Raw genomic sequence first — 19,517 nt, 5'->3', positions numbered from 1 at the left:
CCGGCCGCGGCCGGTCCTGTCGCCTGGTCCCCATTACAAGGCGGCGCGCTGGTTTCGGCCACTCTGCACGGTCGCCCTAGCGAAATGGTTTAGACCAATGATAGGAATTGATCACCCATACGGCCCACGCGGTGACGCTGAGCGAAGAAGGGGTCCATCATGGCCGTACCCGATTCCGCGCCCGATTCCGTGCCTCCGGAGGGGGTGGTCCCGCGCTATCTGCGGGTGGCCGCCGCCCTGCGGGACGACCTCGTCCGGCACGCCCTCGCCCCCGGGAGCAGGCTCCCCTCGGAACGTTCCCTGGCGCAGCGGTACCACGTCAACCGGCAGACCATCCGCAGCGCGCTCCACCTGCTGCGCGAGGAACGGCTCGTGGTCACCGACCGGCGCGGCACCTTCGCCGCGCACGGCCCGTCGCACGGGGAGTCCCCCCGGCCCGCGCCGCCGCCCCCGTCCGCCGCGCGACCCGTCTTCCCCGGCGGGCCGCGCGCGGCGGAGGCCCTGGTGCGGGCCTCCCTCGACTGGGAGCCGCCGCCGTCGGCGCTGGCCCCGCGACTGCACCTGACGCCGGGCGAGCCGACGCTCGTCCACCGCCATCGCGTGCTGGCCCCGCAGGGTCCCGAGCTGCAGCGGGCGGTCTCGTGGTTCTCCCGGGCGGCGCTGGAGGAGATCCCGCAGCTGGCCCGCTACCGGCGGGCCCGGTACGGCGTGCGCCAGCCGGATCTGCGGCTGCTCTACCACTGGATGCACGAGGCGGGCCTGCGGGCCACCCACCGGGAGTCGGTCCGGGTCCCGCCCGGCGCCGCGGGGGCGGCGGCGGGCGGTGCGGCCCGGCTGAGCGTCCACCGGGTGGTGAGCGATCAGCACGGCCACGTCCTGGAGGTCACGGACATCGACTTCACGGCCCGGGAGGCGGCCTGGACGTACGAGTACAGCCTCTGACCGCGGTTCCGGCGGAGGATCAGACGATGTTCTCGGCGAGCTCCGCCTCCTCGCGGGCCGTGCCGCCGTACGGGGTCGGCGTGCCGTACGACCGGCGGGCGGCGTACCACCAGACGGTCGCCAGGAGGAGGACGACGGCGAGGGCGATGACCGCGTAGTTCATGGTGTCGACGGTCACCGGGCTCTTCTGGGGCAGGCAGAAGAGGACGGTCACGACCGCGACCCAGCCGACGGCGGTCCAGCCGATCGGCCGGCTCCAGCGGCCGAGGCTCCACGGGCCGGGCGTGAAGTCGCGCCCGGCCCGCAGCCGCAGGTAGATGGGGATGGCGTAGGCGGGCGTGATGCCGATGACGTTGATCGCGGTGACCGCGCCGTAGGCGGTCGGCGAGTACAGCGACGGCAGGGCGAGCACCGCGGCGGCGCCGACCGACAGCCAGACCGCCGGCACCGGCGTCTGGGTGCGGGGGCTGACCTTCCGCCAGGTCGCCGACGCCGGCAGGGCGTTGTCGCGGCTGAAGGCGAAGACCATGCGGCTGGCGGCGGCCACCTCGGCGTTGCCGCAGAAGAGCTGGGCGACGATGACGACGAGGAGCAGGGCGGTGGCGCCGCCGGTGCCGAGGGCGTCGAGGAAGATCTGGGCGGGCGGCACGCCGGTCGCGCTGCCGACGGTGCCCGCGTAGTCCTGGATGGCGAAGGTGAGCCCGGCGAGCAGGGCGAAGCCGGCGATCCAGGAGACCCAGATGGCGCGGACGATGCCCTTGGCCGCCGTGACCGAGGCGTTGGCGGTCTCCTCGGAGAGGTGGGCGGAGGCGTCGTAGCCGGAGAAGGTGTACTGGGCGAGGAGGAGTCCGATCGCGGCGACGTAGAACGGATTGGCCCAGCCGGTGTCGTTGACGAACTCGGTGAACACGAAGCCGGCCGACTGGTGGCGGTCGGGGACGATCGCCAGGGCGCCGACGATCACGGCGACGCCCGCGAGGTGCCACCAGACGCTGATCGAGTTGAGCACGCTGACGAGGCGCACGCCGAAGAGGTTGAGGGCGGCGTGGAGCAGCAGGATCACCAGGAAGATCAGGAAGGTGGAGCCGGGCGTCGGCTCGAAGCCCCACTGGAGGTTGAGGAAGGCGCCGGTGAAGAGGGCCGCGCCGTAGTCGATGCCGGCGATGGCGCCGAGCAGGCCGAGCAGGTTCAGCCAGCCGGTGTACCAGCCCCAGCGGCGGCCGCCGAGCCGGTCCGCCATGTAGTACAGCGCCCCGGAGGTCGGGTAGGCGCTGGTGACCTCGGCGAGGGCGAGGCCGACGCAGAGGACGAAGAGACCGACGCCCGCCCAGCCCCAGAGCATCACGGCGGGGCCGCCGGTGCCGAGCCCGAAGCCGTAGAGGGTCATGCAGCCGGAGAGGACGGAGATGACCGAGAAGCTGATGGCGAAGTTGCCGAAGCCGCCCATGCGGCGGGCGAGCACCGGCTGGTAGCCGAGCTCGCGCAGCCGGGCCTCCTCGTCGGGTAACGCCGGGGACGGGTGGCGCGGTGCCTCGGGTGGGGTGGCGCGGGACATCGGGGAACCTTTCGGGAGGGGTGGGCCGCTCAGTCGGCGAGGCAGCGGGCGCGGGCCCGCAGGAAGACCTCCTCGGCGAGGGCGCGGTCGGCCGGGCGCGGGGTGCGGTGGGCCCAGGGGACGGTGGTGTAGTACGGGCCCAGGGCCTCGAAGACCCGTGCCGCGTCGGCGAAGCGCAGGGCGCCGAAGAGGGCGTGCGCCAGATGGTTGAGGTCCAGCTGGGAGGCCTCCGGCACCGCGCAGAAGAGGAACCAGGCGTCCATCGCCCGCCGGGCCTCGCGGACCGCGTCCTCGGCCACCCAGTGCAGGTCCAGGGCGTGTTCGTGGCCCCGGTCGCGGCGATAGCGCTCGACCCGGACGTAGAGCGGCAGGGCGTGCAGGGCGGAGCCGCGCGGCGCCGCGGCGGCCGCCCACTGGGCGTAGTTGACGGCCTCGGAGAGCGGACCCTCGCTGCGCCCGTACATGAACTGCAGCATGCGGTGGTAGGCCTCGCGGTTGTACGGGTCGCGCCGCTCGGCCTCGGCGAGCAGCCCCCAAGGGCCGGGCGGCAGCATCGGCGCGGGCGGCGCGGCGCGGTGTTCGAGGGCGTCCTTGCGGGGGTCGAGCGCGGCGAGGGCGAGGAGGCAGACCCAGGGCACCGGGTCGGCGGGGGCACGGTCGGCGGCCTCCCGGCAGGCGGTCCACGCCTCCTGCCGGAGGGTGCGGGCGCGCGGGTGGTCGGCCCGCTGGGCGCGGACGGCGCGCTCGACGGCGACGCGGGCGTGCATGACGCAGGCGGCGGCGCTGCCGGGCCGTTCGGCGCGCCAGGTGTGGACGACGTCGGTGCCGGCGGCGACGGCGGCGAGGACCTGGGTGCGCCGCGTCCAGCCGTCCCAGTGTCCGGCGCCGGTCCGGTCGTCCGCGCCGCCGACGGCCCGGGTGTCGGGGCCGTCGGCGCCGTCCGGGCCTTCGAGGAGCCGCGCCATCTCGCCCCAGCGGCCGGTGCGCAGGTCCTGGAGCGCGTGGCGCAGGGCGTGGTCGTGGCCCGCCGGGTGGAAGACGGGCCGGAAGCCGTGTCCGGGCATCAGCGGGCGGGACGGGGTGCGGGCGGGGCGGTGGGCGTGGTCATCGGTCCTCGGTCGGGCGCGGTCGGTCGGCGAGCGGCGCCCGCGCGTCCGTCGGCGAGCGGCGCTCACTATAGGCGCGACCGAAGGTGATCGTCCGGATCATTCTTGTGACCGTAACTATCAGGCCAGTGCGCGCTTTTGAGCTACCGTCAAGTAATCGGGAGTGACCTGACAGGCTCGCCGGGAGAGGGTTGACGGCGGACCGTCCGCCCACCAGCCTGACCCCTTCCCTCCGGCGAACCCCACGACGGGAGCAGGCACATGACGGGCGGCCCGGTACTCGCCGTCGACCAAGGCACCTCCGGAACCAAGGCACTCGTCCTGTGCCCGGAACGGGGCGTGCTCGGCACCGGCACGGCGCCGGTGAGACCGCGCCACCTGCCCGGCGGCCGGGTCGAGGCCGACCCCGCCGAACTGTACGGCTCCGTGGTCGCGGCGGGCCGCGCGGCGCTCGCCGAGGCGGGCGTCCCGGTGGTCGCCGTGGGCCTCGCCAACCAGGGCGAGACGGTCCTCGCCTGGGACCCCGCCACCGGCGGACCGCTCACCGACGCCCTCGTCTGGCAGGACCGCAGGGCGGCCGGAATCTGCACCGGACTCACACCCCACCACGAGGAGCTGAAGGACCTGACGGGCCTGCCCGTCGACCCCTATTTCGCCGCGCCCAAGATGGCCTGGATCCGTCGCCACACCACCGGCGCCGGGGTGGTGACGACGAGCGACGCCTGGCTGACGCACCGGCTGACGGGCGCCTTCGTCACCGACGCGGCCACGGCCGGCCGCACCGGCCTGCTCGACCCGACCGCCGTCGCCTGGTCCGAGCCCGCCCTCGACCTCTACGGCCTCGGCGGCGAAAAGCTCCCCCGGATCGTCGACTGCGACGAACCCGTCGGCACCACCACGGCGTTCGGGCCGCCTCTGCCGCTCACCGGGCTCGTCGTGGACCAGCAGGCCGCGCTCCTCGCGCAGAGCGCCGGCGCGCCCGCCGCCGCCAAGTGCACCTACGGCACCGGGGCGTTCCTCCTCGCCCGCACCGGACCGCTCCCCCGCCGCACCACGACCGGCCTCGTCGGCTGCGTGGCCTGGCGGCTGCGGGGCCGCACCGAACACTGCCTCGACGGGCAGGTGTACACCGTCGCCTCCGCCGTCCGCTGGCTCACCGACCTCGGGGTCGTCTCCGGCGCCCGGGACCTGGACGCCGTCGGCGGCTCGGTGCCCGACACCGGCGGCGTCACCTTCGTGCCCGCGCTCGCCGGGCTCGCCGCCCCCTGGTGGCGCGCCGACGCCCGCGGCAGCGTCACCGGCCTGGGCCTCGACACCGGCCGCGGGCACCTGGTGCGGGCCCTCGTCGAGGGCATCGCCGCGCAGGTGGTCGACCTCGCCGAGGCGGCGGCCACGGACCGGGGCGCCCCGCTCGACACCCTGCGGGCCGACGGCGGCCTCACCCGCTCCGCGCTGCTGATGCAGACCCAGGCGGACCTGCTCCAGCTCCCGGTGGAGGTCGCCGCGCTCCCCGACGCGACCGCCCTCGGCGTCGGCGCGATGGCCCGCCTCGGCCACGACCCGCGCCTCACCGTCGCGGAGGCCGTCCCGGCGTGGAAGCCGTCCGCCGTGTACGAGCCCTCGATCTCGGCGGACGAGGCGGCGGACCGGCTCGGCCGCTTCCGGGCGGAGGTCGCGGCACTCGTCGACCGCCCCGCGGCGCCCGAGCACCACCGCCCGGGGGCGTCGGAGGCGTCCGCGTGACCCGCCTCGGGCACCGCCGGCCCGGCGACGGCGACCTCGCCCGGGCCGCGGCCGCGAACGGGCGGGGACCGCGGCCCGGCGCGAACGGGCGGCGTGCGCCGGCCTCGGCCGGCCCGGCCGAGGGCGGCGGGCACGTCAGCCGGCGCGGTCCCTTGCCCGGCGCGGCGGCGGAGGCGTACGACGTCGTCGTGGTCGGGGCCGGGGTCGTCGGCTGCGCGATCGCCCGCGCCCTGGCGCGCCACCGGCTGCGGGTCGCGCTGGTCGACGCGGCGGACGACGTCGGAGAGGGCACCTCCAAGGCCAACACCGCGATCCTCCACACCGGCTTCGACGCCGCCCCCGGCACCCTGGAGGCCGGGCTCGTCCGGGCGGGCCACCGGCTGCTCACCGCCTACGCCGCCGAGACGGGGATCGCCGTCGAGCCCCTCGGCGCGCTCCTCGTCGCCTGGGACGAGGAGCAGCGGGCCGCCCTGCCCGGCCTCGCCGCGAAGGCCGCCCGCAACGGCCACCACGCCACCCGGATCGTCGGCGCGGACGAACTCCGCCGCCGCGAGCCGCACCTCGGACCCGGCGCGCTCGGCGCGCTGGCCGTGCCCGGCGAGTCGATCGTCTGCCCCTGGAGCACCACCCTCGCCTACGCCACCCAGGCCGTCCTGTCCGGCGTGGACCTGCTGCTCGGCTGCCGGGTGACGGACGTCGCCCCCGGCTCCCGCGCCGACGCGCCGCACCGGCTGGCCACCACACGGGGCCCCCTCACCGCGAGGTTCCTGGTCAACGCCTGCGGCCTGCACGCCGACGGCTTCGACGCGCTGCTCGGCGTACGGGACTTCACGGTCACGCCCCGCCGGGGCCAGCTGCTCGTCCTCGACACGTACGCCCGCCCGCTCGTGCGGCACATCCTGCTGCCCGTGCCCGGCCCGCTCGGCAAGGGCGTCCTCGTCACGCCCACCGTGTACGGCAACGTGCTGGTCGGCCCCACCGCCGAGGACCTCGACGACCGCACCGCCACCGGCACGACCGCCGAAGGGCTCGCCGGACTGCGGGAGCAGGGCGCGCGGATCGTGCCCGCCCTGGCGGAGGAGGAGGTGACGGCCGCGTACGCGGGCCTGCGGGCCGCCACCGGACGGGAGGACTACCGGTGCGCCGCCCACCCCGGGCTGCGGTACGTCACGGTCGGCGGGATCCGCTCCACCGGCCTGTCCGCCTCCCTGGCCCTCGCCGAGCACGTCCTCGGCCTGCTCGCCGAGTGCGGGCTGCGGACCGGCCCCGAGCGGCCGCTCGCGCCCGTCCGGGTGCCGCACCTCGGCGAGGCCTTCCCCCGCCCCCACCGGGACGCGGCGGCCGTCGCCCGCGACCCCGGACCCGGCACGGTCGTCTGCCACTGCGAGCACGTCACCCGCGGCGAGGTGCGCGCCGCGCTCGCCTCGCCCGTCCCGCCCGCCGGCCTCGCCGGCCTGCGCCGCCGCACCCGCGCCGGCGCGGGACGCTGCCAGGGCGGCCACTGCCGGCCGACGCTGCGCGCCCTCCTCGAGGAGTACGGGAAGGGGGCCGGGGCCCGGTGAACGCGTGGTCACGGGAGGCACGGGCCGTCGACGTGCTGGTCGTCGGGGCGGGCCCGGCCGGGCTCGCCGCGGCGGCGCGGCTCGCGGCGCTCGGGACCGGGCGCGTCGAGGTCCTGGAGCGGGAGCCCGAGGGCGGGGGCGTGCCCCGCTTCTGCGCCCACCCGGGCTTCGGCCCGGACCCGCGCGGGCGCGCCCTGGACGGCCCCGGGTTCGCGCGGCGCGCCGTGCGGGCGGCGGTGCGGGCCGGGGCCGTGCTGCGCACCGGAGTGTCGGTCGTCGGCTGGGCGGGCCCGCTCGCCCTGGAGACGGCCGCGCCGGCCGGGCCGGAGACCCTCGTGGCGCGGGCGGTGGTCCTGGCGACCGGCGCCCGCGAACGGTCCCGCCCGGCCCGGCTGATCCCCGGCACCCGCACCGAGGGGGTCCTGACGGCCGGTGAGCTCCACCGGACCGTCGCCCTCTTCGGCCCGCGCCCGGAGCGGATCGGCCGGCGCGCCGTGGTCGTCGGCGGCGGCCCGACGGCCGGACACGCCGTCAGCCTGCTGCGCCGCGCCGGCGTCACGGTGGCGGCCGTCGTGCGCGAGGAGCGGTACGCGGCCGCCCTCGGGGTCCCGGTGGCGGCGGAGACGGTGGTGACGGAGCTGACCGGCCGGGGGCGGCTCGCCGGAGTGACCGTCCGGAACCGGCACGGGCACACCCGGTCGATCCGCTGCGACACGCTCGTCCTCACCGGCGACTGGATCCCGGAGCACGAACTGGCCCGCGCGGGCGGCCTCCCCCTCGCGCCCGGCACCCGCGCGCCCCTGGTGGACGCGACCCTGTGCACCGCCGTCCCGGGCGTGTTCGCGGCGGGTGGCCTGCTGGCCGGCGGCACGCCCGCGGTCCGGGCGGCGGCGGAGGGCCGGAGGGCCGCCGAGGCCGTACGGGCGTACCTGGCGGCGGGTGCCGCGGGCGGGTCGGTGTCCCCCGGCTGACGCGGCGGGGCGCGTGGCCGTGCGCGTCCCGGGCGGGTCGGCGAGACTGGCCGCATGGTGGTCAGGCGCAGCGCGGGCCTGCTCGTCTTCCGTCGCACCGGGGCGGAGGACGGCGCGGTCGAGGTGCTCATCGGGCACATGGGCGGGCCGTTCTGGGCGCGCCGGGAGCAGGCCGCCTGGTCGGTGCCGAAGGGGGAGTACGGGCCGGAGGAGGCGCCGGAGGACGCGGCCCGGCGGGAGTTCCGGGAGGAGCTGGGGCTGCCGGTGCCGGGGGGCGAGTGGCTCGCCCTCGGGGAGGTGCGGCAGTCCGGCGGAAAGACCGTCACCGTGTGGGCGGTGGAGGGCGACCTCGACCCCGCGGCGGTCGTGCCGGGGACGTTCTCGATGGAGTGGCCGCCGCGCTCCGGGGTCCTGGCGGAGTTTCCGGAGCTGGACCGGGTGGGGTGGTTCACCGTGGAAGAGGCGGCTCCGCTGCTGGTCGCGGGGCAGCGGGAGTTCCTGGAACGGCTTGTCACGCGGGTGCGCGGGCGGGCCTGAGGGGCGTTGTCAGACCCGTGCGAGAGGGTGGGGTGCGTCAAGCCGTCGAGAGGGAGCCCGACATGACCACCATCACCGCCACCGAGCGCGCCGCGGCCCAGGCGTACCTGCGCCTCCTCGAATCCACCCAGGCCGTCATGACGGATCCGCGCCTCGCCCCGTACGCGGGGGTGATGCTGACGAGCCCGATGGCGGAGGCCGACGAGGCGCTGCGCGCGGCGGGCCTCGCGGGGAACGAGGACCGGCTGCTGCGGCTCGTCTCCACGCTGCGGGCCTCCCCCACACCACCTCCCGGTGTGCCGGCCCCCGCCAGGGACCTGGGCCGGGGCCGGCGCGGCTGAGCGGGGAGCGGTTACCGCGCGGCGGGCCCGAGCCGGACGGGCAGGGCGCGGACGCTGTTGCCGACGAAGCCCGCGTGGCGGGTCAGTCCCGCCTCCGGGACGGCGAGGTCGAGGTCCGGGAAGCGGGTGAAGAGCGCTTCGAGGGCGACGGCCGCCTCCATGCGGGCGAGGGGGGCGCCCAGGCAGTAGTGGGGGCCGTGGCCGAGGGACAGGTGCTTGGCCGCGCCGGCCCGCGTGAGGTCGAAGCGGTCGGCGTCGGGTCCGTGCGCCTCCGGATCGCGGCCCGCCGCCGAGTATCCGGCGAGCACGGGGGTGCCGCGCGGGATCAGGGTCCCGTCGACGGTCAGGTCGCGGGTGGGGTAGCGGAAGGGGAAGTAGCTGACGGGGCTGTCCCAGCGCAGGGTCTCCTCGACGGCGTCGGCCCAGCTCGCGCGTCCCCCGGTGACGAGGGCGAGCTGGTCGCGGTGGGCGCACAGGGCGCGGACGGCGTTGGTGACGAGGTTGAGGGTGGTCTCGTGGCCCGCGATGATCATCAGCAGCAGGGTGCCGATGAGCTCCTGCTGGGCCAGCCGGTCGCCGCCCTCGTCGCGGGCGGCGATCAGGGCGCTGGTCAGGTCGTCGCCGGGCCGGGCCGCCTTGGCCTCGGCGATCGCGGCGAGCAGTCCGAGGAGTTCGCGGTTGGCGGCGACGGCCTGCGCGGGCTCGGTGTCGGTGGCGACGACGAGGCTGGACAGGCGGTGCAGCCGGTCCTGGTGGGCGGGGTCGACGCCGAGGAGTTCGCAGATGACGCCGAGGGGCAGCGGGAGCGCGAAGTGACGGCGCAGGTCGGCGACTCCGTCGCCGGCCGCGGCGGCCTCGGCGAGGCCGTCGAGCAGACCCTCCGTCACCGCCGCCACGCGCGGGCGGAGCTCCTCGACGCGGCGGGCGGTGAAGGCGCTGCTGACGAGGGTCCGCAGCCGGCGGTGGTCGGCGCCGTCGGCGGTGGTCATGCCGGGCACGGTCGCGAAGGTGCGCAGCGGCCAGCCCTCCGGTATGCGTCCCTCGGCGAGCGCGGTGAAGTGCCGCGGCCCCTTGGCGACGTCGGGGTCGGCCAGGAAGTCCCGCAGGGCGTGGTGCCCGAGGACGACCATGCCCTCGATGTCCCCGGGCAGGAGCACCGGGGCGACGGCGCCCTGGGCCCGCAGCCGCGCGTTCACCGCGTGCGGACAGCCGCCGGCCGGATCGAGCCGGTACGCCTCCGGCGCTCCGGCGGGCCGCTTCGGCTCCGGCGTCGGGGTGAGGGCTTCGGTGGCTTCGGGCTGTGCGTCCATGTGCGCTCCTGACGACGGGTGGGCTGCCGGGCGGGCGGGGCGGGTCGGCCGCATCCTAGAGTCAACGCGCACGTGTGCGCGCGGAGTTGCCGTCGTCGGATGCCGGGGGCGGCGGTGCTCACCCGCCCGGCGGAGCGCGACCACCCGCCCGGCGGCACGACGCGCCGCCCGCCGTCGCGTTCTCTAGGCCGGGTGGCGCACTTCCTCCTGCGCTCCGCGCACCCCCTTCCTACGGTGGCTGAATGATCGTCACGTCAGCTGTTCGCCATGCCGCCGCGGGCTCCGCCGCGATGCTGCTCGTGCTCTCCGCCCCCGTCGCCGGCGCCGCGACCCCGCCCCGCGCCCCGGTGGCCGCCCCCGCCGCCCTCCCCTCCCTCGGACCCGGCTCCCCCACCGAACCGACCCCTCCCGCACGGCGGTTCATGGACCGGGCGCGGCTCGACCGGAACGGGACGCAGGTGCAGCCGCTCTCCGGCGCGCCGGCCGTGCCGACGCCCTCGGCGCTCTCCTGGGTGGTGGCCGACGCCGGCACGGGCGAGGTGCTCGCCGCCCGCGCCGCGCACCGCAAGCTGCCGCCGGCCAGCACGCTGAAGACCCTCTTCGCGCTGACGCTGCTCCCGCACCACGCGGCGTCCGAGCGGCACACGGTGGCCGACGAGGAGCTGACGGGGATCGGCGAGGGCAGCAGCCTCGTCGGGGTGAAGGAGGGGTACACGTACCGGGTCTCCGACCTGTGGAACGGCGTCTTCCTCAGCTCGGGCAACGACGCCGTCCACGTCCTCGCGGCGATGAGCGGCGGCTGGGAGTCGACGGCCCGCCGGATGCAGGAGAAGGCCAGGGAGCTGGGGGCGGTGGACACCCGCGTCGTCTCCCCGGACGGGTACGACGCGCCGGGCCAGGTGTCGTCCGCGTACGACCTGGCGGTCTTCGGCCGGGCGGGGGTGCGGGATCCGGAGTTCACCCGCTACTGCTCGACCGCCTACGCCGACTTCCCGGCCGGCTCGTGGTCGTACGGCATCGCCAACACCAACCGTCTCGTCACCGGGGCGGACGGGGTGGGCCGCTACCCGGGGATCATCGGCGTCAAGAACGGCTACACCAGCAACGCGGGCAACACCCTCGTCGCCGCCGCCCGCCGCGGCGACCGCACCCTGGTGGTGTCGGTGATGAACCCGCAGGCGGGCGGCGGGCTCGCCGTCTACGAGGAGGCCCGCTCCCTCCTCGACTGGGGTTTCGCGGCGGCGGGCAAGGTCGAGCCGGTCGGCTCCCTGCTTCCCCCGAAGTCCGAGGAGTCCCGGGAGGCCGCGGGGGCCGCGGGGGCCGGGAGCGAGCGGCGGACCGACGCCCGGGGCGTCTCCGTGCGCGGTGGAGCCGGTGCCCCGGCCGCCGCCCTCGGCGCCTCGGCGGCCGGGCCCGGCGCCGCCGCCGAGGACTCCGCGGGCGCGGGCCCGTCCGTGGCGCTGCCGCTCTCCCTCGTGGGCTCGGCCTGCGCGGCGGCCCTCGTCCTGTGGGCGTGGCGGCGCCGGGTCCCGCGCTCCTGACCCGCGCGGACGGCGCCACCACGGCGGCGGCCCCCGGCCGGACGTTCAGTCCGCGCCGGGGGCCGTCGCCGTGCGCGCGCGACGGTGCGCGGCGACCCGCTCCCGGGTGGCGCAGCGGCGGGAGCAGTAGCGGCGCTCGGGCCCGCTGCCGTGGGCGACGAAGACGTTCCCGCAGCTCGCGGAGGCGCAGGTGCGGCCGGGTGGGGCCTGCCGCTCCCAGAGGAGGACGGTCAGGGCCAGACAGCCGGAGGCGCGGAACCACGCCGTCCAGGGCGCGTCGTCGTCGGCGTCCGCGTGGGGGTGCCAGGGGGCCGTGCCGCCGTGCGAGGTGAGCCGGAGGGGGCCGGTGTGCGCGGCGAGCAGGGAGTTGAGGAGGGCGGCGGCCTCGTCGGCGGAGCCGGCGGCGAACACCTCCCGCAGGTGCACGGCGGCGGCCCGCAGCCCCATGACGTCCTCGGCGGTCACCTCGACCGGCGCGGGTTCGCCGTGGGCGAGGAGCACGGCGGCGACCTCCCGGGGCCCGGCCGACGGGTCGGCCAGGGCGTTGAGGAGAGCGGCGGTGCGCAGGGCCATGGCGACGGTGGAGTGCCGGGTGGACCGGTCGGGGAGCACGGGCATCGGCCGAATGTAACGCATATTGCGAGCTTTTGAGTTACCTCCGTAGCCTCTGCCGCCATGCGCAGCCCTTCGTTCCGCCCCTTCTCCCGCCCCTCCGCCGCCGCACATCTGACGGGTGCGCTCGCCGCCCGGACCGGTGACGAGGCCGCCGGCCCGGCCCTGGCGCTCGCCGGCTTCGCCGCCGCCGGCTCGACCTCCGGGGCGGCCGCGCTCCTCGCCTGCGCCACGGTCGCGGCGGCCGTCGGCGGCCCCGCGCTCGGGGCGCTCCTCGACCGCTCGCCCCGGCCGGGACGGCTCCTCGCCGGCGCCCTCGCCCTCTACGCGGCCGGGCTCGGAGCCGTGCTCCTCGGGCTCGGCCGGCTGCCGTTCGCGGTGACGGCGCTGCTCGCGGTGGTCACGGGCCTGACGGGCCCGGCGCTCGCGGGCGGCTGGACGGCGCAGCTGCCGCGGCTCGCGCCCGCCGACCGGATGCCGCGCCTGCACGGCCTGGACTCGCTCACCTTCTCCGTCGCCGCGCTGGCCGGGCCCGCGCTCGCCGGTGGCGCCGCGCTGCTCCTCGGCGCGCCGGCGGCGGTGGTCCTCGCGGCGGCGCTGGTCGCGGCGGCGGTGCCCGTCGCCTGGGCGCTGCCCCCGGCCGCCCCGCGGTCCGGGGGCAGCGCCCGGGGCGGCCGGGTGCGGGCGGTGCTGGGCCGGGGGCCGCTGCTGCGGGCCACGGTCACCTCGGTGGGCTGCGCCACCGCGCAGGGCGTGGTCGCGGCCTGCCTCCCGGCGCTCGGGGCGCGGGCGCTCGGCGCGCCGGGCCAGGGGGCGCTGCTGCTCTCGGTCACGGCGGCGGCCTCCCTCGTCGCGACGGCACTGCACGCCCGGCTCGCCCGCACGGTGCCGGCGGCGCGGGTGCTGTGGGGCGCGGCGCTGGCGCAGGCGGGCGCGTGGGCGGTGGCCGCGTCGGGGGCGCCGGGCGGGCCGGCCGCCCTGGTGGTGGCGTTCGCGGTCGCGGGGGCGGCGGAGGGCCCGCAGCTCACCGCGCTGTTCGCGGTCCGGCACGAGGAGACGCCGGAGCGGCTGCGGGGCCGGGTGTTCGCCACCGGCGCCGGCTTGAAGATCACCGGCTTCGCGCTGGGCGCGGCGGCCGCGGGCCCGGTCGCGGCCCGGTCCCTCCCTGCGGCCCTGCTGCTCGCGGCGGTGCTCTGCGCCGCCTCGGCGCTCCCCTACGCGGGGCCCCGGAACCGGCCGAGCGTCACAGGGACGCGCGGGGCGCGACGTACCGCTCGGCGGCCCGGAGCGCCTCGGCGGTCGAGCGGACGCCCATGAGCACGCAGAGCGTGTACCCGGTGTCCTCGAAGCGGCGGCGGACGGAGAGGTCGCAGGGACCGGCCAGGACGCACTGCTCCTGGGCGCGGTAGTGCCGGAGGAGCCGTTCGACGGTGTTCCGGTCGGGCAGCAGCATGGGTTCCTCCGTGACAGCCCCCCTGTCGTGCGTCGCTCCATGGTGCTCGCGACCGGCCACCCGCGCGACCCGCACGGTCACCCTCCGTGACGCCGTGGCGGGCCGAGGTGCGGGGCTCGCCCGGATGGCGGAGGGTCGGAGACATGAACACGAGTACCGGGCTGAGGGTGGTCGTCACCGGCGCCACCGGGAACGTGGGCACCAGCGTCGTGCGGGCCCTGGCCGCCGAACCGGACGTCGGTTCCGTCCTGGGCCTGGCGCGCCGGCTGCCGGAGCTCGACCTCCCGGGCGTCGAGTGGGCCGCCGTCGACCTGTCCCTCGACGGCGACGAGCCCCGGCTCGCCCAGTACGTCGCCGACGCCGACGCCGTCGTGCACCTGGCCTGGCGCTTCGGGCCGACGCACGACCCCGTGACGACCTGGCGGACCAACGTCCTCGGCGCGCTGCGCGTCGGGGACGCGGTCGCGGCCGCCCACGTCCCCGCGCTGGTGTGCGCCTCGTCGGTGGGGGCCTACTCCCCCGGGCCGGAGAGCGGCGCGCCGGTCTCCGAGGCCTGGCCGACGCACGGCTGGCCGGGCGCCGCCTACAGCCGCGAGAAGGCCTATCTGGAACGGGTCCTGGACACCTTCGAGCGCGATCACCCGCAGACCCGGGTGGTGCGGATGCGGCCCGCGTTCCTGTTCAAGGAGGAGTCGGCGAGCGAGCAGCGCCGGATCTTCGCCGGCCGGTTCGTCCCGGGCCGGCTCATCCGCCCCGACCTGCTGCCGCTGCTGCCGGAACCGTCCGGGCTCCGCTTCCAGGTCCTGCACACCGACGACGCCGCCGACGCCTACGTGCGGGCCGTGCTGCGGGACGTGCGCGGCGCGTTCAACCTGGCGGCGGACCCGGTGGTCGACGCGGCGCTGCTCGGCGACATGTTCGGCGCACGGCCGGTGAAGGTCCCGGCGGGCGCCGTGCGCGGCGCCCTCGCGACGGCCTGGCACCTGCGCCTCGCGCCCGCCTCCCCCGGCCTCTTCGACCTCCTGCGCCACCTTCCCGTCATGTCCACGGACCGGGCGCGCGAAGAGCTCGACTGGGCGCCGGCGGCGAGTTCCGTGGAGGCCCTGGAGGCCTTCCTGCGCGGCGTGCGCGCCGGCGCGGGCGACGACACGGCACCCCTGGCCGGGCGCCGCGCCGCCTGAACTCCCGTTCCCTCAGCGGCCGGTGCCGCCCGCACTCCAGTCGACGATCCCGATGGCCGCGCCGGCCGCCTCCCGGCCCGCGCAGTGCGCGCGGTGCCGGCGCAGGACGGCGGCCACGTCGAGGTGGCGGGCGAACTCCGGCCGGGAGGCGAGCCGTTGGGCGTACGCCCAGAGGGCGCGGTGACCGGCGACACGCCGCACCGCCTCGGCGTCGAGGTGCCAGCGGTGCACGGTGTCGAGCCGGACCAGGGCGCACCACACGTGCACGTCGGCGAGGGTCGGCGCGTCCCCGAGGAGGTACGACCGCCCCGCGAGCCGCGCGTCGAGCCCGCCGAGCGCCGCGAGGAGCGCCCCGAGCGCCTCGTCCGCGTCCCTGCGGGCGCCGGGTGCCGGGTCGAGCCCGAGCTCACCGGCGCGCTGCGCGGCCCGGTGGATCCCGTCCGCGCAGAGCGCCGCGAGCGCGTCGATCTCCCGGCGGTGCTCCTCCGGCAGCAGATCGGGCCCGTCGCCCCGGAAGCGGAGGGCCAGGTCGCGGAGGATGTCGGGGACATGGGTGCTGACGATCCGCCCGGTCCAGTCGTCGCCGAGGACGGGCGCGGCGGCGGGACCGGCGTAGAGGTGGGCGCTGGCCTCGTACAGCGGCCGGAGCACGTCGTAGGAACCGTCCGGGTCGTCGGGCAGTTCGGGCAGCGGACGCAGCGGCAGCGTGGCGTCGAGGCCCAGGAGTCCGTGGGTGACGGCGATCCCCAGACAGTCGGGGTCGGCCGGGGCGACGTGGAGGCGGTAGCGGTACGGCACGGCGTAGTGGCCGCTGGCCGCGACGCGGCCGATACGCCCCCGGAAGACGGGCGTGGCGGAGGCGGGCAGCAGCGAGGACGGGACGACGACGGACATGGTGCTCCCTGGTGTTGGAACGCCCGCACGGCGGCGGCGACGACTGAGTGACGGGAAGCCGGTACGAGGGAACCGGCCCGGGGCGCGGTCAGCCCGCGCTGCACACCCGCAGCAGGTCGATGTGGCGCCGTGAGGTGAGCCCGAGCGGGCGCGGCAGCACCCGCGCCGGCGGAAACGGCGGCGTCCGGACCGGACGCACGGCAGGGACCGGACGGCCGGCCCGGACCGGACGGGCCACACCCGCCGCACGGTCCGCACGGTCCGCACGGTCGACACGGGCCACACGGACCGCACGGGCGAGGCGGACCGGACGGGCGAGGCGGTCCGGACGGACCGGCCGAATCCCGGCCCCGTCACCCCCGCCGACCCGTCGCATCATTCCCTACCCGTCCACTCGGATTCCTGCCCCGAGTCTCGGGCGGTCCGAGGACGCCGTCAAGGGCGCGAACACGACGGCCGGCCGCTCCCTCCCCGGCCGCCGGACCGCTCCGCCGACCCCTCGGACGGCACCCCGTCGCACCCCGCGCCGGCGGAGTCGCGCCCTCGGCCCGGCCGTCCGACGCCCCTCGGAGTCGTACGGAATAATGCGCCGCATGCGCATTTCAGCCAGGGCCGACTACGCCGTGCGGGCCGCCCTCCAGCTCGCGGCCGCCCGGGACTCGGGGCCGTTGAAGGCCGAGGCGATCGCCGAGGGGCAGGGCATCTCGCACAAGTTCCTGGAGGGGATCCTGGGCGACATGCGCAAGGGCGGACTCGTGGAGAGCCAGCGCGGCGGGCGGGGCGGTTACTGGCTGGCGCGACCGGCGGAGGAGATCTCCGTCGCCGACGTGATCCGTTGCGTGGACGGCCCGCTGGTCTCGGTCCGGGGCGAGCGCCCGCCCGCGCTCACCTACACGGGCCCCGCCGAGTCCCTGCTGCCGCTGTGGATCGCGCTGCGGGCCAGCGTCCGCGAGGTGCTGGGCGTCTCGCTCGCGGAGGTGGCGTCGGCGCGGCTGCCGGCCGGGATCACGGAACGGGCGGACGACCCGGAGGCCTGGACCAACCCCTGACGGACGTCCGGCCCCCCGACCCACCCCCACCTGCGACGACCTGACGCGGTCTCACACCTCGAAACCCTCGCGGCCGCATGCTGGACGCCCCTTGGGGCCCGGGACCCCGCTCTGCCACTATCCCTACTAATCCAGTGGGATTAATGGGAGGGCAGGAGGGGTGGGATGAGCACACAGCAGACGACGCCGAGGGACGACACGCTCTGGCGGCGGATCGTCCGGGAACTCGCCGACGACCTGGCCGTCGACGCGCAGGCCCGCGACCGGGCGGGCAAGGACCCCGGCGACGAGGTCGGACGGCTCCAGGAGGCGGGGCTCCCCGCCTTCCTGACGGCGGCGGACCCCGACCCGGCGCTCGGCGGGGGCGGCCACGGCGCCGACCTGCGGACCGCGTGTTCCGCCGTGCGGGAGCTGTCCGCCGCCGACAGCTCGGTCGGCGAACTCCTCGCCCACCACTACGCCCTGTCCTGGACGAGCCGCTTCCTCGCGACGCCCGCGGGGCTCGCCGGATCCGCAGGGCTCGCCGGATCCGCAGGGCTCGCCGGATCCGCAGGGCCCTCCGGATCCGCAGGGCCCTCCGGCCGGTCAGGCGAAACCTTCCCTCGCCTCGACGCCCGCACGGCGGCCGAGGGCTGGCTGCTCGCCGGCTCGACCGAACCGACGCCGCCCGTGGGCTCCCCCGACGTCGCCCTGACCCTCACCCGCGCCGACCGCGGCGGCTGGCTCCTCGACGGCCGCCGCGCCTTCGACTCGGCCGTGACCGTCGCCGACCGCCTGGTGGTCGCCGCCCGCCCGGCGGGCACCGGCGACCTGGTGGTCGTGCTGGTGGACCCGGCCCGGCCGGGCGTGTTCACGGAACCGGCGGCGGACCGGGTCGGGCAGCGGCTCGCCGGCGCCGGCACGGTCGTCTTCGAGCACGTGCCGGTCCCCCGGTCCCGGGTCCTCGGCACCCTGCCCGCCGACGAGCACGCCGTCGCCCCCTTCACCACGCTCGCCCCGCTGGTGCTCCGGCTGCTCCTCGTGCACGTGGCGCTCGGCATCGCGGAGGGCGCGCTCGCCGAGGCCCGGGACGTCAACCGGACGGCCCCACCGCCGGAACCGGCCCCCCGCGCCTCCACCCCCGCGCAGGACCAGCCCGTCGACCCGTACCTGCTGCTCTCCTACGGCGAACTCGCCACCGCCGCCCACACCGCCGCCGCCGTCGCCGAGCGCGCCGCCGACGCCCTCGCGGGCGGCCTGCGGGCGGGCTGGACACTCGGTTTCGAGGAGCGGGCCGACCTCGCCGTCCTGGTCGCCGCCGCCGAGACCGTCACCGGCCGGGCGGCCGTCCAGCTGACCACCCGCATCCTGGAACTCGTCGAGGGCGCCCCGCCCGCCGCGCCGGGCGCCGGGGGCGGCGGCCCCGGCTTCGACCGCTTCTGGCGCAACGCCCGCGCCCTCACGGCCCGTACGCGCCCCGCCCACCGGCTCCGCGACATCGGCGACCACTACCTCCACAACGGCCACACCCGGCTGGCCCGCAGCGCCTGACCCCGGGGACGGACGGTCCGGCATGTCGGGACCTCCGTCCCTCACGTCCGACGGCCGATGGGCCCAAGCTGGGGGTGGAAGGGGACCGGCCGCCGGGCCGGACCCGACGCGCGCTGCGAGGGAGGACGTCGGATGAGTCGCGAGGCCCAGGAGTTCCGTACCGGAACGGAGATCGTGGCCGGGACGGAGATCGTGGCCGGGGTGGACGGATCGCCGGAGAGTCTCGCCGCCGCGGAGTGGGCGGCGCGGGAGGCCGGGCACCGGGGGGTGGCGCTGCGGCTCGCGCACGCCTGGCGCTGGGAGCTGCTCGACCTGCCTCTGGTCCAGGACGAGGGCGCGCAGGAGCAGGCGGCCGAGGCCGTGCTGCGGGAGGCCGAGCGGGAGATCACGCAACGCCACCCGGGCCTCCCCGTCACGGCCGAGGTACTGAAGGACACTCCGGTCGCGGCGCTGCTCGCCGCGCAGGAGAGCGCCGGGATGCTGGTCATCGGCTCGCGCGGGCACGGGGCGGTGGCCGGGTTCCTGCTCGGCTCGTACGGGCAGCAGATCATCGCCGCCGCGACCCGGCCGGTGGTCGCCGTGCGCGCCCGCGACGACCGGGCCGCCGAACCGCCCACGGGCGAGATCCTGGTGGGCCAGCAGGGCACCCCGGAGGACAGCGAGGGGGTGCTGCGCTTCGCCTTCGAGACCGCCGACGCGCGGGGCGCCGCGATCCGCGCGGTGCGCGCCTGGAGCCTGCCGTCGCTGTACGCGTTCAGCCCGGCCTCGCTGCGGCTGGCCGACGACTCCGGCGGCCTGGTGCCCTTCGAGGAGAAGGCGCTCCGCGAGGCGCTCGCGCCCTGGCGCGAGCGCTACCCGCACGTGCCGGTGACCGAGCACGTCGAACTCGGCAGCGCCGGCCAGGTCCTCCTCACCACCTCCGGGGCCGCGCAGCTCCTCGTCGTCGGCCGCCGCGCCAAGCGCGGCGCGCTGGGCGGGCGGATCGGCTCGGTGGCCCACGCCGCCCTGCACCTCGCCCCCTGCCCGGTGGCCGTGGTCCCCCAGGGCTGAGAGCGGGACGGCGCGCCGCACCCGCGCGGCCGCCGTGTCAAGCCGGCACGGCGGGTTGACGCGCGGAGTTGACCCGCCGGGTTGACGTCGGGTGTCGGGGCGCGGGCGGGCGGAAAGCCTTGACCCCGTCGCCCCGGGAC

General features: G+C 77.4%; 18 protein-coding genes. 12 read left to right on the top strand and 6 right to left on the bottom strand.

Annotation, left to right across the window (positions count from 1 at the left end):
• Nucleotides 1-159: 159 nt before the first annotated feature.
• Nucleotides 160-942 (top strand): GntR family transcriptional regulator, encoded by a 783-nt coding sequence (locus AB0E19_RS25345; RefSeq protein ID WP_362184429.1) that lies wholly within the window; start codon nt 160-162, stop codon nt 940-942.
• 19 nt (nt 943-961) lie between these two features.
• Here AB0E19_RS25345 and AB0E19_RS25340 read toward each other — a convergent pair whose 3' ends face one another.
• The gene (locus AB0E19_RS25340) at nt 962-2,497 is read right to left on the bottom strand and encodes an amino acid permease (RefSeq protein ID WP_362184427.1); all 1,536 of its coding nucleotides are present in this window, start codon (nt 2,495-2,497) and stop codon (nt 962-964) included.
• 29 nt (nt 2,498-2,526) lie between these two features.
• Nucleotides 2,527-3,561, bottom strand: coding sequence for a hypothetical protein (locus AB0E19_RS25335; RefSeq protein ID WP_362184425.1), 1,035 nt, complete (start codon nt 3,559-3,561; stop codon nt 2,527-2,529).
• Between the two features lie 303 nt (nt 3,562-3,864).
• Between AB0E19_RS25335 and AB0E19_RS25330 the strand changes: the two genes are divergently transcribed.
• The 5 genes from AB0E19_RS25330 (at nt 3,865) to AB0E19_RS25310 (ending at nt 8,757) form a co-directional block, all read left to right on the top strand.
• Nucleotides 3,865-5,346 (top strand): FGGY family carbohydrate kinase, encoded by a 1,482-nt coding sequence (locus AB0E19_RS25330; protein ID WP_362184423.1) that lies wholly within the window; start codon nt 3,865-3,867, stop codon nt 5,344-5,346.
• Between the two features lie 152 nt (nt 5,347-5,498).
• Nucleotides 5,499-6,908, top strand: a complete 1,410-nt coding sequence (locus AB0E19_RS25325; RefSeq protein ID WP_362184545.1) for an FAD-dependent oxidoreductase — start codon at nt 5,499-5,501, stop codon at nt 6,906-6,908.
• The gene (locus AB0E19_RS25320; RefSeq protein ID WP_362184421.1) at nt 6,905-7,879 is read left to right on the top strand and encodes an FAD-dependent oxidoreductase; all 975 of its coding nucleotides are present in this window, start codon (nt 6,905-6,907) and stop codon (nt 7,877-7,879) included. The genes AB0E19_RS25325 and AB0E19_RS25320 overlap by 4 nt, the downstream gene beginning before the upstream one ends.
• Before the next feature lie 54 nt (nt 7,880-7,933).
• Nucleotides 7,934-8,416 (top strand): NUDIX domain-containing protein, encoded by a 483-nt coding sequence (locus tag AB0E19_RS25315; protein ID WP_362184419.1) that lies wholly within the window; start codon nt 7,934-7,936, stop codon nt 8,414-8,416.
• A 62-nt stretch (nt 8,417-8,478) separates the two neighbouring features.
• On the top strand, nt 8,479-8,757 hold the full coding sequence (locus AB0E19_RS25310) for a hypothetical protein (RefSeq protein ID WP_362184417.1): 279 nt from the start codon (nt 8,479-8,481) through the stop codon (nt 8,755-8,757).
• An 11-nt stretch (nt 8,758-8,768) separates the two neighbouring features.
• Here AB0E19_RS25310 and AB0E19_RS25305 read toward each other — a convergent pair whose 3' ends face one another.
• Nucleotides 8,769-10,067, bottom strand: a complete 1,299-nt coding sequence (locus tag AB0E19_RS25305) for a cytochrome P450 (protein ID WP_362184412.1) — start codon at nt 10,065-10,067, stop codon at nt 8,769-8,771.
• A gap of 242 nt (nt 10,068-10,309) precedes the next feature.
• On the opposite strand from AB0E19_RS25305, the gene AB0E19_RS25300 reads away from it, so the two are divergent.
• Nucleotides 10,310-11,608 carry a D-alanyl-D-alanine carboxypeptidase gene (locus AB0E19_RS25300; protein ID WP_362184410.1) on the top strand — a complete coding sequence of 433 codons (1,299 nt, stop codon included), beginning with the start codon at nt 10,310-10,312 and terminating at the stop codon, nt 11,606-11,608.
• Between the two features lie 45 nt (nt 11,609-11,653).
• Here the strand turns inward: AB0E19_RS25300 and AB0E19_RS25295 are convergent, their stop codons facing one another.
• Nucleotides 11,654-12,226, bottom strand: coding sequence for a CGNR zinc finger domain-containing protein (locus tag AB0E19_RS25295; protein WP_362184408.1), 573 nt, complete (start codon nt 12,224-12,226; stop codon nt 11,654-11,656).
• 57 nt (nt 12,227-12,283) lie between these two features.
• Between AB0E19_RS25295 and AB0E19_RS25290 the strand changes: the two genes are divergently transcribed.
• Entirely contained in the window at nt 12,284-13,537 is a 1,254-nt protein-coding gene (locus AB0E19_RS25290) for an MFS transporter (RefSeq protein WP_362184406.1), read from the top strand.
• Here AB0E19_RS25290 and AB0E19_RS25285 read toward each other — a convergent pair.
• Nucleotides 13,464-13,673: a DUF5133 domain-containing protein gene (locus AB0E19_RS25285; protein WP_360610218.1), complete on the bottom strand. Its 210-nt coding sequence runs from the start codon at nt 13,671-13,673 to the stop codon at nt 13,464-13,466. The genes AB0E19_RS25290 and AB0E19_RS25285 overlap by 74 nt on opposite strands.
• 143 nt (nt 13,674-13,816) lie before the next feature.
• Here AB0E19_RS25285 and AB0E19_RS25280 point away from each other — a divergent pair, with 143 nt between their 5' ends.
• Nucleotides 13,817-14,854, top strand: coding sequence for an NAD-dependent epimerase/dehydratase family protein (locus AB0E19_RS25280; protein WP_362184403.1), 1,038 nt, complete (start codon nt 13,817-13,819; stop codon nt 14,852-14,854).
• Nucleotides 14,855-14,866: 12 nt separating this feature from the next.
• Here the strand turns inward: AB0E19_RS25280 and AB0E19_RS25275 are convergent, their stop codons facing one another.
• A complete protein-coding gene (locus tag AB0E19_RS25275) occupies nt 14,867-15,748 on the bottom strand; it encodes a glutathione S-transferase C-terminal domain-containing protein (RefSeq protein ID WP_362184401.1) in 882 nt (293 codons plus the stop codon).
• 593 nt (nt 15,749-16,341) lie between these two features.
• On the opposite strand from AB0E19_RS25275, the gene AB0E19_RS25270 reads away from it, so the two are divergent.
• The 3 genes from AB0E19_RS25270 (at nt 16,342) to AB0E19_RS25260 (ending at nt 19,377) form a co-directional block, all read left to right on the top strand.
• Nucleotides 16,342-16,797: an Rrf2 family transcriptional regulator gene (locus AB0E19_RS25270; protein ID WP_362184399.1), complete on the top strand. Its 456-nt coding sequence runs from the start codon at nt 16,342-16,344 to the stop codon at nt 16,795-16,797.
• A 165-nt stretch (nt 16,798-16,962) separates the two neighbouring features.
• Nucleotides 16,963-18,327: an acyl-CoA dehydrogenase gene (locus tag AB0E19_RS25265; protein ID WP_362184397.1), complete on the top strand. Its 1,365-nt coding sequence runs from the start codon at nt 16,963-16,965 to the stop codon at nt 18,325-18,327.
• A gap of 132 nt (nt 18,328-18,459) precedes the next feature.
• Entirely contained in the window at nt 18,460-19,377 is a 918-nt protein-coding gene (locus tag AB0E19_RS25260; RefSeq protein WP_362184395.1) for a universal stress protein, read from the top strand.
• Nucleotides 19,378-19,517: the final 140 nt, after the last annotated feature.

The organism is Streptomyces sp. NPDC047974 (assembly GCF_040653375.1).
Lineage (GTDB): Bacteria > Actinomycetota > Actinomycetes > Streptomycetales > Streptomycetaceae > Streptomyces.
Note: the sequence above shows the minus strand (reverse complement) of the source record. Positions and strands in the feature narration are given on the sequence as shown.